Annotated in this window: 13 protein-coding genes; 9 read left to right on the forward strand and 4 right to left on the reverse strand. The window is 60.6% G+C overall.

All coding sequences use genetic code 11. The features are described 5' to 3' along the window. Positions 1 to 4 precede the first annotated feature (4 nt). From murD to lpxC, 9 genes are all read left to right on the forward strand, one after another. On the forward strand, positions 5 to 1,351 hold the full coding sequence (gene murD, locus AC1D19_RS05920) for a UDP-N-acetylmuramoyl-L-alanine--D-glutamate ligase (RefSeq protein ID WP_477762654.1): 1,347 nt from the start codon (positions 5 to 7) through the stop codon (positions 1,349 to 1,351). After that, entirely contained in the window at positions 1,348 to 2,565 is a 1,218-nt protein-coding gene (gene ftsW, locus AC1D19_RS05925; RefSeq protein WP_477753055.1) for a putative lipid II flippase FtsW, read from the forward strand. The genes murD and ftsW overlap by 4 nt, the downstream gene beginning before the upstream one ends. Next, positions 2,555 to 3,625 carry an undecaprenyldiphospho-muramoylpentapeptide beta-N-acetylglucosaminyltransferase gene (gene murG / locus AC1D19_RS05930; protein WP_477753056.1) on the forward strand — a complete coding sequence of 357 codons (1,071 nt, stop codon included), beginning with the start codon at positions 2,555 to 2,557 and terminating at the stop codon, positions 3,623 to 3,625. The genes ftsW and murG overlap by 11 nt, the downstream gene beginning before the upstream one ends. Then, the gene (gene murC, locus AC1D19_RS05935; RefSeq protein WP_150727953.1) at positions 3,618 to 5,078 is read left to right on the forward strand and encodes a UDP-N-acetylmuramate--L-alanine ligase; all 1,461 of its coding nucleotides are present in this window, start codon (positions 3,618 to 3,620) and stop codon (positions 5,076 to 5,078) included. The genes murG and murC overlap by 8 nt, the downstream gene beginning before the upstream one ends. Further along, complete coding sequence (locus AC1D19_RS05940; protein WP_477762655.1) at positions 5,075 to 6,058, forward strand: D-alanine--D-alanine ligase; 984 nt, start codon at positions 5,075 to 5,077, stop codon at positions 6,056 to 6,058. Before murC ends, AC1D19_RS05940 begins: the two co-directional genes overlap by 4 nt. A 4-nt stretch (positions 6,059 to 6,062) precedes the next feature. Continuing rightward, positions 6,063 to 6,932, forward strand: a complete 870-nt coding sequence (locus AC1D19_RS05945; protein WP_477753058.1) for a cell division protein FtsQ/DivIB — start codon at positions 6,063 to 6,065, stop codon at positions 6,930 to 6,932. Between the two features lie 15 nt (positions 6,933 to 6,947). Then, on the forward strand, positions 6,948 to 8,207 hold the full coding sequence (ftsA, locus tag AC1D19_RS05950; protein ID WP_007989901.1) for a cell division protein FtsA: 1,260 nt from the start codon (positions 6,948 to 6,950) through the stop codon (positions 8,205 to 8,207). A 65-nt stretch (positions 8,208 to 8,272) separates the two neighbouring features. Then, positions 8,273 to 9,466, forward strand: coding sequence for a cell division protein FtsZ (ftsZ, locus tag AC1D19_RS05955; RefSeq protein WP_477762656.1), 1,194 nt, complete (start codon positions 8,273 to 8,275; stop codon positions 9,464 to 9,466). A gap of 112 nt (positions 9,467 to 9,578) precedes the next feature. Beyond that, positions 9,579 to 10,490, forward strand: coding sequence for a UDP-3-O-acyl-N-acetylglucosamine deacetylase (gene lpxC, locus AC1D19_RS05960; protein WP_007939852.1), 912 nt, complete (start codon positions 9,579 to 9,581; stop codon positions 10,488 to 10,490). Between the two features lie 96 nt (positions 10,491 to 10,586). On the opposite strand, the gene AC1D19_RS05965 is transcribed toward lpxC, so the two are convergent. The 4 genes from AC1D19_RS05965 to AC1D19_RS05980 all read right to left on the reverse strand — a co-directional run bounded on the left by AC1D19_RS05965 (position 10,587) and on the right by AC1D19_RS05980 (position 14,789). Then, complete coding sequence (locus AC1D19_RS05965) at positions 10,587 to 12,089, reverse strand: sensor domain-containing diguanylate cyclase (RefSeq protein WP_477762657.1); 1,503 nt, start codon at positions 12,087 to 12,089, stop codon at positions 10,587 to 10,589. A 247-nt stretch (positions 12,090 to 12,336) separates the two neighbouring features. Then, positions 12,337 to 12,561 carry a hypothetical protein gene (locus AC1D19_RS05970; protein WP_477760640.1) on the reverse strand — a complete coding sequence of 75 codons (225 nt, stop codon included), beginning with the start codon at positions 12,559 to 12,561 and terminating at the stop codon, positions 12,337 to 12,339. 196 nt (positions 12,562 to 12,757) lie between these two features. Then, positions 12,758 to 14,122 (reverse strand): heavy metal sensor histidine kinase, encoded by a 1,365-nt coding sequence (locus tag AC1D19_RS05975; protein ID WP_477762658.1) that lies wholly within the window; start codon positions 14,120 to 14,122, stop codon positions 12,758 to 12,760. Next, the gene (locus AC1D19_RS05980; protein WP_477762659.1) at positions 14,112 to 14,789 is read right to left on the reverse strand and encodes a heavy metal response regulator transcription factor; all 678 of its coding nucleotides are present in this window, start codon (positions 14,787 to 14,789) and stop codon (positions 14,112 to 14,114) included. Before AC1D19_RS05980 ends, AC1D19_RS05975 begins: the two co-directional genes overlap by 11 nt. Between the last annotated feature and the right edge of the window lie 7 nt (positions 14,790 to 14,796).

Here is a 14,796-nt window from a genome sequence, read left to right on the forward strand (position 1 = left end):
ACTCGTGTCTCTGATCGCTTCTGACCACTTCCGCATCGTTGTCGGCCTCGGCAAGAGCGGCATGTCTCTGGTTCGCTTCCTGGCGAACCGGGGCGTGGCGTTTGCCGTGGCCGATACGCGGGAAAATCCACCGGAACTGGCCACGCTCAAGCGTGACTATCCGCACGTGGAAGTGCGTTGTGGCGAGCTGGACGTCGAATTCCTGTGCCGTGCCGACGAGCTCTACGTGAGCCCCGGCCTGGCGCTGGCGACCCCGGCCCTGCAGGCCGCCGCCGCCCGTGGCGTGAAATTGTCCGGCGACATCGAACTGTTCGCGCGTAACGCGAAGGCGCCGATCGTGGCCATCAGCGGTTCCAACGCGAAAAGTACCGTCACCACGCTGGTCGGCGAAATGGCGGCGGCGGCGGGCAAGCGTGTTGCCGTTGGTGGCAACCTCGGTACCCCGGCGTTGGACTTGCTCAGCGACGACATCGAGTTGTACGTGATGGAGTTGTCGAGTTTCCAGCTGGAAACCACCGACCAACTCAACGCCGAAGTGGCGACCGTGCTCAACATCAGCGAAGACCACATGGACCGTTACAGCGGTCTGCCAGCCTATCACCTGGCCAAGCACCGGATCTTCCGCGGTGCCAGACAGTTCGTGGTCAACCGTCAGGATGCCCTGAGTCGTCCGTTGATAGGCGAAGGGCAGCCATGCTGGACCTTCGGCCTGAGCAAACCCGATTTCAAGGCGTTTGGTATCCGTGAAGAAGACGGCGAGAAATACCTGGCCTTCGAATTCCAGAACCTGATGCCGGTGCGCGAATTGAAGATTCGCGGCGCCCACAATCAGTCCAACGCCCTGGCAGCCCTGGCCCTGGGCCATGCGGTCGGCCTGCCGTTCGATGCCATGCTGTCGAGCCTGCGCACCTTCGCCGGTCTCGAGCATCGCTGCCAATGGGTCCGCGATCTTGACGGCGTGGGCTATTACAACGATTCCAAAGCCACCAACGTCGGCGCCGCACTGGCGGCCATCGAAGGTTTGGGCGCAGACATCGACGGCAAAGTCGTGCTGATCGCCGGTGGCGATGGCAAAGGTGCCGAGTTCAAGGACCTGCACGATCCGGTGGCGGCCAACTGCCGCGCCGTGGTGCTGATGGGGCGCGACTCCGACAAGATCGGCGAGGCTATCGGCGACGCCGTACCGCTGATCCGCGCCGGCTCCCTGGCCGAGGCCGTCGAGCAATGCCGCGCCGCCGCCCAGCCGGGCGACGTGGTGCTGCTGTCGCCAGCCTGCGCCAGTTTCGACATGTTCAAGAACTACGAAGACCGTGGTCACCAGTTCGTCCAAGCCGTGGAGGATCTGGCATGAGCCTGAGAGACATCATCAAGCCATACCCTTCGCCGATCATCACCGGGCGCGGTATCGACCTCGACTTCCCGATGCTCGCCGGTTGCCTGACGTTGCTCGGCCTGGGGCTGATCATGATTGCCTCGGCATCGACCGAAGTGGCGGCCGTGCAGTCGGGCAGCGCCCTGTATTACATGATTCGCCACCTTATTTACGTGGTGCTGGGCCTGGGTGCCTGCATCGTCACCATGATGATCCCGATCGCTACTTGGCAACGGCTGGGCTGGCTGATGCTGCTCGGTGCGTTCGGCTTGCTGGTGATGGTGATCATTCCGGGGATCGGCCGTGAGGTTAACGGCTCGATGCGCTGGATCGGCTTCAGTTTCTTCAACGTTCAGCCTTCCGAGATCGCCAAGGTGTTCGTGGTGATCTACCTCGCCGGTTATCTGGTGCGCCGCCAGAAAGAAGTGCGCGAAAGCTGGATGGGCTTCTTCAAGCCGTTCATCGTGCTGCTGCCAATGGCGGGCCTGCTGCTGATGGAACCGGACTTCGGTGCCACCGTCGTGATGATGGGGGCGGCGGCGGCGATGCTGTTCCTTGGCGGCGTCGGGCTGTTCCGCTTTTCCCTGATGGTGGTGCTGGCTGTCGGCGCGGTGGTGCTGTTGATTCAAATGCAGCCGTATCGAATGGCGCGCCTGACCAACTTTGCCGACCCATGGGCCGACCAGTTCGGCGCCGGCTATCAGTTGTCCCAGGCGTTGATCGCCTTCGGTCGCGGTGAATGGCTGGGCGTCGGCCTGGGCAACAGCGTGCAGAAACAGTTCTACCTGCCGGAAGCCCACACTGACTTCGTGTTCTCGGTCCTGGCCGAAGAGCTGGGGGCGGTGGGTTCGTTGTGCACCGTGGCACTGTTCGTCTTCGTGTGCATTCGTGGCATGTACATCGGTTTGTGGGCTGAAAAGGCCAAGCAGTTTTTCGCGGCTTACGTGGCCTACGGTCTGTCGTTCCTGTGGATTGGTCAGTTCCTGATCAACATTGGTGTAAACGTCGGTCTGCTGCCGACCAAGGGTCTGACCTTGCCGTTCCTCAGTTATGGCGGTAGTTCGTTGGTGATCTGCTGTGCCTGTCTCGGCTTGTTGCTGCGCATCGAGTGGGAAAGTCGAACCCACCTGGGCAGTGAAGAGATGGAGTTCCATGAGAGCGACTTCGCCGAGGAGCCGAACCATGGGCGCTAACGTCATGATCATGGCTGGCGGCACCGGTGGCCACGTGTTCCCGGCACTGGCCTGTGCCCGCGAATTCCAGGCACGCGGCTATACCGTGCACTGGCTCGGCACTCCGCGTGGCATCGAGAACGATCTGGTGCCGGCGGCCGGTATCGAGTTGCACCGGATCAATGCCAGCGGTCTGCGCGGCAAGGGCAAGCTGTCCCTGTTCAAGGCGCCGTTCATGTTGCTCAAGTCGGTCTGGCAGGCGCGGGCGATCATTCGTCGGCTGCGGCCGGTCTGCGTGGTTGGCTTTGGTGGTTATGTGACCGGTCCTGGTGGCGTTGCTGCCAAACTGGCCGGCGTGCCGGTGATCGTTCACGAACAGAACGCCGTGGCCGGTACCGCCAATCGGTTGCTGGTGCCGTTGGCCGCCCGAGTCTGTGAAGCGTTCCCCGACACCTTTACCCTGTCGGACAGCCGCCGGACCACCGGTAATCCGGTGCGCACCGAGCTGTTCCTCGAGACATCGCGACCTGCCCTGGCTGGTCGCAAGGCGCGTTTGCTGATCCTGGGCGGAAGCCTGGGCGCAGAACCGTTGAACAAGTTGCTGCCTGAAGCCCTGTCGCAAGTCGCTGCCGATTTGCGTCCGGAAGTGTTCCATCAGGCCGGCAAAAACCACGATGAAGTGACTGCAGAGCGCTATCGCGCGGCTGGCGTCGAGGCGCAGGTGCAGCCCTTCATCAAAGACATGGCCCAAGCCTACAGCTGGGCCGACCTGGTGGTTTGTCGCGCAGGCGCGCTGACCATCAGTGAACTGGCCGCCGCCGGTCTGCCCTCGATGCTGGTGCCTTTGCCTCATGCCATCGACGATCACCAGACCCGCAACGCCGAATATTTGGCCCGTGAAGGCGCAGCCTTCCTGATGCCGCAAAGAACGACTGGTGCAGCGGATCTTGCCGCTCGCCTGACAGAGGTCCTGATGCAACCACAACGACTCAACGAAATGGCTACTGCGGCACGCCGCCTGGCCAAACCCGATGCCACCCGTAACGTGGTCGATAGCTGCCTGGAGGTGGCCCATGGTTGAGAATCAGAAAGCCATGCCACAACCGGAAATGCGCCGCATCCGTCGCATCCACTTCGTTGGTATCGGCGGTGTGGGCATGTGCGGGATTGCTGAAGTGTTGTTGAACCTGGGCTATGAAGTGTCCGGTTCCGACCTGAAGGCTTCGCCGGTCACCGAGCGCCTGGAGTCCTTCGGCGCGCAGATCTTCATCGGCCACCGCGCCGAGAACGCCGCTGCCGCCGACGTGCTGGTGGTGTCGAGTGCCGTGAACACGTCCAACCCGGAAGTCGCTACCGCGCTGGAACGCCGTATTCCGGTGGTGCCGCGTGCAGAGATGCTGGCTGAGCTGATGCGCTATCGCCACGGCATCGCCGTTGCCGGTACCCACGGCAAAACCACGACCACCAGTCTGATCGCGTCGGTGTTCGCCGCCGGTGGCCTGGACCCGACGTTCGTAATCGGTGGCCGTCTGAATGCCGCGGGTACCAATGCCCAGCTCGGCACCAGCCGTTACCTGATTGCCGAAGCCGACGAAAGCGACGCCAGCTTCCTGCACTTGCAGCCGCTGGTGGCCGTGGTCACCAACATCGACGCCGACCACATGGCGACCTACGACGGTGACTTCAACAAACTGAAGAAAACCTTCGTCGAATTCCTGCACAACCTGCCGTTCTACGGTCTGGCGGTGGTGTGCCTGGACGATCCGGTAGTGCGTGAAATCCTCCCGCAGGTCAAACGTCCGACGGTCACCTATGGCTTCGGCGAAGACTGCGACGTACGTGCGATCAACGTGCGCCAGCAAGGCATGCAGACCTTCTTCACCGTACTGCGTCCCGACCGCGAGCCACTGGATGTTTCGGTGAACATGCCGGGCAACCACAACGTATTGAACGCCCTTGCGACTATCTGCATCGCCACCGACGAAGGCGTCAGCGATGAAGCCATCGTCCAGGGCCTGTCCGGGTTCCAGGGTGTCGGCCGACGCTTCCAGGTCTACGGCGAACTGCCGGTAGACGGCGGCAATGTAATGCTGGTCGATGACTACGGTCACCACCCGACGGAAGTCGCGGCAGTGATCAAGGCCGTACGCGGTGGCTGGCCGGAGCGCCGCCTGGTGATGGTCTACCAGCCGCACCGCTACAGCCGCACCCGTGACCTGTACGACGATTTCGTCAATGTACTGGCCGACGCCAACGTACTGCTGCTGATGGAAGTCTATCCGGCCGGCGAAGAGCCGATCCCGGGCGCTGACAGCCGCAAGCTGTGCAACAGCATCCGTCAGCGTGGCCAGCTCGACCCGATCTACATCGAGCGTGGTGTCGACCTTGCGCCAGTGGTCAAGCCGCTGCTGCGCGCCGGCGATATCCTGCTGTGCCAGGGCGCCGGCGATATCGGCGGTCTCGCACCAAAACTGTTGAAAAGTGAGTTGTTCGCCGGTGCCGTTGCCGCGCCGGAGAAGGGGAAGTTGAAATGACTGCTGCCTACGCCAACCTGGTCTCCACGATCGCGCCGAAAGACTTCGGCCGCGTCGCCGTGCTGTTCGGCGGCAAGAGTGCCGAGCGTGAAGTGTCCCTGAAGTCGGGTAACGCCGTTCTGGACGCACTGCAAAGCGCCGGTGTGGACGCGTTCGGCCTCGACGTGGGCGATGACCTGCTGCAGCGACTGCTCAACGAAAAGATCGACCGCGCCTTCATCATCCTCCACGGCCGTGGCGGTGAAGACGGCAGCATGCAGGGCCTGCTCGAATGCCTGGGCATTCCGTACACCGGCAGCGGCATCCTGGCTTCGGCCCTGGCCATGGACAAGCTGCGCACCAAGCAGGTCTGGCACAGCCTGGGCATTCCGACCCCACGTCACGCGGTACTCAGCAGCGAGGCCGATTGTATTTCGGCGGCGACGGAACTGGGCTTCCCTTTGATCGTCAAACCGGCCCATGAAGGTTCAAGTATCGGTATGGCCAAAGTGAGTTCCGCGTCCGAATTGATCGACGCATGGAAAGCGGCCAGTACCTACGATTCGCAAGTGCTGGTCGAGCAATGGATTCACGGTCCGGAGTTCACCATCGCCACCCTGCGTGACCAGGTGTTGCCACCGATTGCCCTGGGCACGACGCACAGCTTCTACGACTACGACGCCAAGTACATCGCCAACGATACCCAGTACCGCATTCCGTGCGGTCTGGACAGCGCCAAGGAACAGGAACTCATGGACCTCACGGCGAAAGCCTGTGAAGCGCTGGGTATCGCCGGTTGGGGCAGGGCAGACGTGATGCAGGACGCCGACGGGCAGTTCTGGTTCCTGGAAGTCAACACCGCACCGGGCATGACCGATCACAGCCTGGTGCCGATGGCGGCCCGTGCTGCCGGTCTGAATTTCCAGCAACTGGTTCTGGCCATTCTGGCCGAGAGCGTTGCCGGCAACACTGCCGGTAACCAAGAGTCGACGAGAGGTTAAGGCCATGCAAGGCGCTCAGCTCAGACATCAGCCCCCCGCATCGCCCGGCCGCAAGCCGGTGCCGCGGGGTGCCAGCCGAATGGTGGCCAAAGAGCCGATGTCCGCGCGCCTGCCGAAAGCCAACTTCGGTTTTCTCAAAGCGTTGTTCTGGCCGGTAGTGCTGGTGGCTTTGGGGTTCGGTACTTACGAAGGCGCGACACGGCTGTTGCCGTATGCCGACCGGCCGATCACCAGGATCAACGTGCAGGGCGACTTGAGTTACATCAGCCAGCAAGCGGTGCAGCAGCGGATCGCCCCGTACGTGGCGTCGAGCTTCTTCACCATCGACCTGGCGAGCATGCGCACCGAGCTGGAAACGATGCCATGGATTGCCCACGCCGAAGTGCGCCGGGTGTGGCCGGATCAAGTGGTGATCCGCCTGGAAGAACAACTGCCGGTGGCCCGATGGGGTGACGAGTCGCTGTTGAACAACCAGGGCCAGGCCTTCACCCCGCGCGAGCTGGCGAACTACGAACACTTGCCTCAGCTGTTTGGCCCGCAGCGGGCTCAACAGCAAGTGATGCAGCAATACCAGGTGCTGAGCCAGATGCTCAGGCCGCTGGGCTTCTCGATTGCACGCCTGGAACTGCGTGATCGTGGCAGCTGGTTCCTGACCACCGGCCCCGGCAGCGCGGGTCCCGGGATCGAACTGCTGCTGGGACGCGGCAACCAGGTGGAAAAGATGCGCCGTTTCATCGCCATCTATGACAAGACGCTCAAAGAACAGATTACGAACATTGCGCGCATCGATCTGCGCTACGCCAACGGCCTCGCTGTTGGCTGGCGGGAACCTGTAGCGCCCACGGCAGCCCAACCCGCTGTCGCGAAGAATTAAGAAGAGGCAGGACCCATGGCAAACGTGCAAAGCGGCAAAATGATCGTCGGTCTCGATATCGGCACCTCCAAGGTGGTGGCGCTGGTGGGCGAGGTCGCGGACGACGGCACGCTGGAAATCGTCGGGATCGGTACCCATCCATCCCGTGGCCTGAAAAAAGGCGTGGTGGTGAACATCGAATCCACCGTGCAATCGATCCAGCGCGCCATCGAAGAAGCGCAGCTGATGGCGGGTTGCCGCATTCACTCGGCGTTCGTCGGTGTGGCCGGCAATCACATCCGCAGCCTGAACTCCCACGGCATCGTGGCGATTCGTGATCGCGAAGTCAGCTCGGCGGACCTTGAGCGTGTACTCGACGCGGCCCAGGCCGTGGCGATCCCGGCTGACCAGCGCGTGCTGCACACCCTGCCGCAGGATTACGTGATCGATAACCAGGAAGGCGTCCGCGAGCCACTGGGCATGTCCGGCGTGCGTCTGGAAGCCAAGGTCCACGTGGTCACCTGCGCCGTCAATGCCGCACAGAACATTGAAAAATGCGTGCGTCGTTGTGGCCTGGAAATCGACGACATCATTCTCGAGCAACTGGCTTCCGCGTACTCGGTACTGACCGATGACGAGAAAGAGCTGGGCGTGTGCCTGGTGGACATCGGCGGCGGCACCACCGACATCGCGATCTTCACCGAAGGCGCGATCCGTCACACCGCAGTGATCCCGATTGCCGGTGACCAGGTGACCAACGACATCGCCATGGCGTTGCGCACTCCGACCCAGTACGCCGAAGAAATCAAGATTCGCTACGCCTGCGCCCTGGCCAAACTGGCCGGTGCCGGTGAAACCATCAAGGTGCCAAGCGTTGGCGACCGTCCACCACGCGAGCTGTCCCGCCAGGCCCTGGCCGAAGTGGTCGAGCCGCGCTACGACGAACTGTTCACGCTGATCCAGGCCGAACTGCGCCGCAGCGGCTACGAAGACCTGATCCCGGCCGGCATCGTGCTGACCGGCGGTACGTCGAAGATGGAAGGCGCTACTGAACTGGCCGAGGAAATCTTCCACATGCCGGTGCGCCTGGGCGTGCCTCACGGCGTGAAAGGTCTGGATGACGTGGTGCGCAACCCGATCTATTCCACCGGCGTCGGCCTGTTGATGTACGGCCTGCAGAAGCAGTCCGACGGCATCTCGTTCTCGGGCATCGGCAGCCGCGACAGCTACAGCAACGAAGAGCCACAGGCTCCGCTGCTGGACCGCCTGAAGAAGTGGGTCCAGGGCAATTTCTAAAGATTTACCGCTACACCGAAGCACGCAGTAGGCGAAAAAACTAGAGAATGTAAAGGAGAGGGAAAATGTTCGAACTCGTAGACAACATCCCCGCAAGCCCGGTAATCAAAGTTATCGGTGTCGGCGGTGGCGGCGGCAACGCTGTCAACCACATGGTCAAGAGCAACATTGAAGGCGTTGAATTCATCTGCGCCAACACTGATGCACAAGCGCTGAAAAGCATCGGCGCGCGGACCATCCTGCAACTGGGCACCGGCGTGACCAAAGGTCTCGGCGCTGGCGCCAACCCTGAAGTAGGTCGTCAGGCCGCTCTGGAAGATCGTGAGCGCATTGCCGAAGTCCTGCAGGGCACCAATATGGTGTTCATCACCACGGGCATGGGCGGTGGTACCGGTACCGGTGCTGCGCCAATCATTGCTGAAGTGGCCAAGGAAATGGGCATTCTCACCGTTGCGGTGGTGACTCGTCCGTTCCCGTTCGAAGGTCGCAAGCGCATGCAGATCGCCGACGAAGGCATCCGTCTGCTGTCTGAAAGCGTCGACTCGTTGATCACCATTCCCAACGAGAAGCTGCTGACCATCCTCGGTAAAGACGCAAGCCTCTTGTCGGCTTTCGCCAAGGCCGACGATGTACTGGCCGGTGCTGTTCGCGGTATCTCCGACATCATCAAGCGTCCGGGCATGATCAACGTCGACTTCGCCGACGTGCGTACCGTGATGAGCGAAATGGGCATGGCGATGATGGGCACTGGCTGCGCCAGCGGTCCGAACCGTGCACGTGAGGCCACCGAAGCGGCCATTCGCAACCCGTTGCTCGAAGACGTGAACCTGCAAGGCGCTCGCGGCATCCTGGTGAACATTACTGCCGGTCCGGATCTGTCCCTGGGTGAATACTCCGACGTGGGCAGCATCATCGAGGCGTTCGCTTCCGAGCACGCCATGGTCAAGGTCGGTACCGTTATCGATCCGGACATGCGCGACGAGCTGCACGTGACTGTCGTTGCCACAGGTTTAGGCGCTAAAATCGAGAAGCCGGTGAAGATCATCGACAATACCGTGCACACGTCGATGGCTTCCCAGCCGCAACAACAGACCTCTGTTCGTCAGGAAGCTCCAGCGGTGAACTACCGTGACCTGGACCGTCCGACCGTCATGCGCAACCAGGCTCAGGCCGGTGCTGCGACTGCCGCGAAGATGAATCCGCAAGATGACCTGGACTACCTGGACATCCCGGCATTCCTGCGTCGTCAGGCCGATTGATGAAATGTATCAGGGGTATTAGGGTGATTGGTGTTCAGCAAAGGTCTGGTCTGCTATCATCGCCAGCCTTTGTTGATACCAGTTCGCAATTTGCGCTGAAGCGGCCCATGCCATGATTAAACAACGCACCCTGAAGAATATTATCCGTGCCACAGGTGTCGGCCTGCACTCCGGGGAGAAGGTCTACCTGACCCTCAAGCCAGCGCCCGTCGACACCGGCATTGTGTTTTGTCGCGCCGACCTCGACCCCGTGGTGCAGATTCCTGCCCGCGCGGAAAACGTTGGTGAAACCACTATGTCGACCACGCTCGTTAACGGTGACGTCAAAGTGGACACGGTAGAGCACTTGCTCTCGGCCATGGCAGGCCTGGGCATCGATAACGCCTACGTCGAGCTCTCCGCGTCCGAAGTCCCGATCATGGATGGTAGCGCTGGACCTTTCGTATTCCTGATTCAATCGGCTGGCCTGGAAGAACAGGACGCTGCCAAGAAGTTCATCCGCATCCTGCGTGAAGTGACAGTGGAAGACGGCGACAAGCGCGCCACTTTCGTCCCTTTCGAAGGGTTCAAGGTGAGCTTTGAGATCGATTTCGATCACCCGGTTTTCCGTGACCGCACCCAAAGTGCAAGCGTGGATTTTTCCAGCACTTCGTTTGTAAAAGAAGTCAGCCGCGCCCGTACCTTTGGTTTCATGAGTGACATCGAGTACCTGCGCAAGCACAACCTCGCACTCGGCGGCAGTGTTGAAAACGCTATTGTGGTCGACGCCGATGGCGTACTGAACGAAGACGGCCTTCGCTATGAAGACGAATTCGTGAAGCACAAGATTCTCGATGCAATTGGTGACCTCTACCTGCTGGGCAATAGCCTGATTGGTGAGTTCAAGGGCTTCAAGTCCGGCCACGCACTGAACAACCAGCTGCTGCGCAAGTTGATTGAGCAGACAGATGCCTGGGAAGTCGTGACGTTCGAAGACGCCAGCACTGCACCGATCTCTTACATGCGTCCGGTTGCGGCCGTGTAAGTAAAAACCTCTCTAGTTTTTAAAGGCTGCCTTCGGGTGGCCTTTTTTTATGAAGCAAAAGATCGCCCGAGCTCGGGCGATCTTTTGATCTTTGCTTTAATCCGCACAAACAACCCGATTACGCCCCCCTTCCTTAGCCTGATACAACGCCTTGTCCGCACTGAACAGCAATTGCTCCAGGTTGATATCGCTGCCCGCCGTCCAGGTGGCAATACCGATACTCACGCTCATCGGTCGCTCGCCGGCGTCCACCAGTGGCAGTTTTTGCACCGCCTCGCGGATATGTTCGGCGATCTGCTGCGCGCCTTCACTGCCAGTTTCGGCCAGGACCACTGAAAACTCTTCGCCACCATAGCGAGCCACCAGGTCTGCCGGGCGATGGACATTGGCGCGGATAACCTCGGCCAATGCCCGTAAGGCATCGTCGCCGGCCTGATGCCCGTGCCGATCATTGAAGGCCTTGAAGTGATCGGCATCAATCATCAGCAACGACAACGGCTTGCCGCTGCGCTGCGCACGAAACCATTCATGGCGCAGGGTTTGATCGAGGGATCGACGGTTGGCCACGCCGGTCAAGGCATCGGTGGCTGCCAACTGCGCCAATTCCTGCTCGACATGTTGGCGCAGGCGCAGCTCGCGGCAGAGCAGCCAGGTCAGCCATAACAAACCGATGCACAAAACCCCGGTAGCACCGCTGATCACATAGGCAGTGCGGTTCCAGGTGGCGAACACTTCATCGATGGAAAGGGCCACGATGACGGTCAGCGGCAGGTTGCCGACCCGGGAAAAGGTGTACAGGCGCTGTTGATGGTCGACACTCGACACGCTTTCGAAGGTACCACTGCGCTCCTGCAGCATGCGTACGACGTTGGGGCGGCTGGAGAAGCTTTTGCCGATGGCGTTTTTTTCCCGGTACGGTTTCTGCGCCAGGAGAATCCCGTCATCGTTGATGATGCCCAGCGTACTGCCGGTGCCGATGTCGAGGCTGCTGAACAGCTGGTCGAAATAGCTCATGCGCATCGACGCCACCGCGACCCCCAGAAACTCTCCCGTGGGAGAGGAAATGCGCCGGCTGAAACTGATGCGCCATTCGTCGTTGTCATCGCAGTCGCAGCGCGGTTTGAACGGTCGGCTGATAAACATGCCGGTGCCGGGATTGAAGACATGGGCCAGGAAATAATCGCGGTCAGCGAAGTTGCCCGGTTTCGGCTCGATCAATGATGAGTCGGCCAGCACGTCGCCGTGCTTGTCCAGCAGCAGGATGTCGCCCTTGTAGCGCGCGGTGGTGGAGCGCTCGAACAGCACCAGATGACGGATCTGCGGCGAAACCTGTTTCAGGTCGTCCCGTTGGGCGGCGGCGATCAGACCCTGCAAGGTCAAATCATAGAGCTCGACCGTACGCAGGACATCGGCATCGATCAGTTGCGCAATGGTAGTCGCGCTGCGTGTGGCGGTCTGCTGGGCGTAGGCGTGTTCGCGGATCAGCAGGTAAGTGACGATGCACAGGATCGAGATGACAGTCAGGGTGCTGCCGAGGATCACCATGATCTCGGGTCGCCCGGGCGGGCCTTGAAAATGCGGGGTGCGGCTTGCGGTCATAGGGCTGACGTCTGCTAGAGGGACGTTGTAAGCGTAGTTGCATAAACGTAGCAGCCGAGTGAATCGTTCCTGTTGCTCGAACGATTGATCGATGGCGTGGGCGTCAGTGAGTTTCGTTGCAAAAATTGCAATGAAGGTTGAGTCGCCACTATAAAAAAAGCCGCTGACAGCAGCGGCCTTGAAGACAACTTTTCAAAGGGAAGAGCCGAAGAAAAGTGTCGAGGGAAACGGGAGTGATCGGTGCAGATCAGCTGTCTTTCTCGGCCTGTGGCTGCGCCTGAGTGCTGGATGCTTGCGGGGCCTGGGCGTCTTGCGCAGCCTTGGCGGTCATTTCGATCTGATGCTCTCCGAACGTCGCAGCGCGTGCAGCGTTATGCGCGACGAAAGTCTGCGATTCTTCCGCCATCGCCAAGGGCGACAGGAACAAAGAGGACAAAACGAAAGCGCTGGCAATACCCATACTGTTGGACATCTTTAAAACCTTCTTGCTTGGCAAGTGCTGTTTGGTGCGGGCAAAGATAAGGATATGGGGCGAGGGGAAAAAGAGTGGATTCATGAAAGGACTATTACGCTAAAAGCAAAGATCGCAGCCTGCGGCAGCTCCTACAGAAAAACAGTCCAACTGTAGGAGCTGCCGCAGGCTGCGATCTTTTGACTTTCCAGGTGTGTCAGACCGGGAGATGGATACCGAAGGTATTCATCCCATGGTCACTGCGCACGAACACATCGCCGCCGTGCATCAACGCTATCGCCTTGACGATGGCCAGCCCCAATCCGTGATTGTGGCCGCTGTTGCTGCGCGAGGCATCGACCCGGTAGAAGCGCTCGAACAGCCGTGGCAGGTGTTCACGGGCAATCGGCGAACCGGGGTTGGCGACGCCGATGCTGACTTGATGCTCCTGGGCTTCGATCCGCACTAGAATCACCTGCCCGGGCGCGGTGTGCTGCACCGCGTTGTTCAGCAGATTGATCAACGCCCGGCGCAGATGAGCGATCTCGATCCGCACTTGTGCGTCACCACTGACCTCAACCCGGACCTGAGCGTCCTCGAGAATGAAATCCAGATACTCCAGGGTCGTGGCCACCTCATCAGCCAGCGAGGTTGAGGTGAGTTTGGTCGCCTTGCTGCCCTGATCGGCGCTGGCGAGGAACAGCATGTCGTTGATGATCGAACGCAGTCGCTCAAGCTCTTCGAGGTTCGATTGCAGCACTTCGAAGTAATGCTCGGCGGAGCGTCCGCGGGTCAACGCGACCTGGGTCTGGCCGATCAGGTTGGTCAGTGGCGAGCGCAGTTCGTGGGCGACGTCGGCGTTGAACGATTCAAGGCGCGAGTAGGCTTGCTCGACCCGTTCCAGGGTCGAGTTGAACGAGCTGACGAATTGATCGAGTTCCGGCGGCAACGGTGACAATCGCAAGCGCCCCGAGCGCAACGGCGGGGCCAGGCGCTGGGCTTCCTGGGACAGTTTGATCAGCGGCTTGAGCCCGATCCGAGCCACCCAGTAACCCAGTGCCGAGGCCAGCAGCACGCCGACAATCGCCAGGCTGATCAGCGCGATCAGCAATTGATGCTGAGTGTGGAAAAACGTCTCGGTATCGATGGCGATCATGAAGCGCAGCGCTGGGCGCTGATCCTTGGCCGGGAATTCGCTGACCAGCACTTTCAACGGATAGGGGTGATCCGGCAGATGCATGTCGCGGGTGCCCAGCGGCCCTTGGGCAAAGGCGCGGATTTGCGGTGTCAGGTTGCCGTATTCGTAGTGTGGATCGCCGCTGATGATCCAGAAACTGATGCGCTTGTCTTCTTCGCTCAGCAGATTGAGCTTGTTGTTGATCTTCACCCAATGCTCGGGCGTGCCGTAACGGCCGACCGTGGATTCGAGCACGCTGTAGCGCGCATCCAGTTCGGCTTCCGGCAACAGGCCCAGGCCTTTGTCGACCTGTTGGTACAAAGCCCAGCCGATCAACAGAAAGACCAGAAGCGCCACCAGCGTAAACATCCCGCTTAAACGCAGCGCGATCGAGTTACCGGACACCACGGCTCTCCAGCACATAACCCATGCCACGAATGGTGTGCAGCAGTTTCTCTTCGAACGGCCCGTCGAGCTTGGCCCGCAGGCGTTTGATCGCGACTTCGACGACGTTGGCGTCGCTGTCGAAATTGATGTCCCAGACCATTTCGGCAATGGCGGTTTTCGACAGGATTTCACCTTGGCGCCGGGCCAGCACACTGAGCAGCGAGAACTCCTTGGCAGTCAGGTCCAGCCGTGCGCCACCTCGGGTCGCCTTGCGGCTGATCAAATCTATCCACAGGTCGGCGATGCTCACTTGCATTGGTTCATGGCCACCGCTGCGCCGGGTCAGCGCTTGCAGGCGTGCCACCAGTTCAAGGAAGGAAAACGGTTTGCCCAGATAGTCATCGGCGCCTTCACGCAGGCCCTTGATGCGATCTTCCACACGCTCGCGGGCGGTGAGCATGATCACCGGGGTTTGCTTGCGCGCACGCAGGGCGCGCAACACACCGAAGCCGTCGAGGCCCGGCAGCATCACGTCGAGGACGATCACCGCGTAGTCGCTCTCCAGCGCCAGGTGCAGGCCTTCCACACCATCGCGTGCCAGATCCACGGTGAAACCCTGTTCCGTCAGGCCGCGATGCAGATAGTCCGCGGTTTTTTCTTCGTCTTCGATAATCAGAACGCGCATGACCCCG

The sequence above is a fragment of the Pseudomonas sp. P1_C12 genome (assembly GCF_056406435.1).

Coding starts and splice junctions, on each gene's coding strand:
- lpxC (WP_007939852.1), top strand. CDS start 9,579: ATGATTAAACAACGCACCCTGAAGAATATTATCCGTGCCACAGGTGTC.
- murC (WP_150727953.1), top strand. CDS start 3,618: ATGGTTGAGAATCAGAAAGCCATGCCACAACCGGAAATGCGCCGCATC.
- AC1D19_RS05965 (WP_477762657.1), bottom strand. CDS start 12,089: ATGACCGCAAGCCGCACCCCGCATTTTCAAGGCCCGCCCGGGCGACCC.
- ftsZ (WP_477762656.1), top strand. CDS start 8,273: ATGTTCGAACTCGTAGACAACATCCCCGCAAGCCCGGTAATCAAAGTT.
- AC1D19_RS05945 (WP_477753058.1), top strand. CDS start 6,063: ATGCAAGGCGCTCAGCTCAGACATCAGCCCCCCGCATCGCCCGGCCGC.
- murG (WP_477753056.1), top strand. CDS start 2,555: ATGGGCGCTAACGTCATGATCATGGCTGGCGGCACCGGTGGCCACGTG.
- ftsA (WP_007989901.1), top strand. CDS start 6,948: ATGGCAAACGTGCAAAGCGGCAAAATGATCGTCGGTCTCGATATCGGC.
- AC1D19_RS05940 (WP_477762655.1), top strand. CDS start 5,075: ATGACTGCTGCCTACGCCAACCTGGTCTCCACGATCGCGCCGAAAGAC.
- ftsW (WP_477753055.1), top strand. CDS start 1,348: ATGAGCCTGAGAGACATCATCAAGCCATACCCTTCGCCGATCATCACC.
- AC1D19_RS05980 (WP_477762659.1), bottom strand. CDS start 14,789: ATGCGCGTTCTGATTATCGAAGACGAAGAAAAAACCGCGGACTATCTG.
- AC1D19_RS05970 (WP_477760640.1), bottom strand. CDS start 12,561: ATGTCCAACAGTATGGGTATTGCCAGCGCTTTCGTTTTGTCCTCTTTG.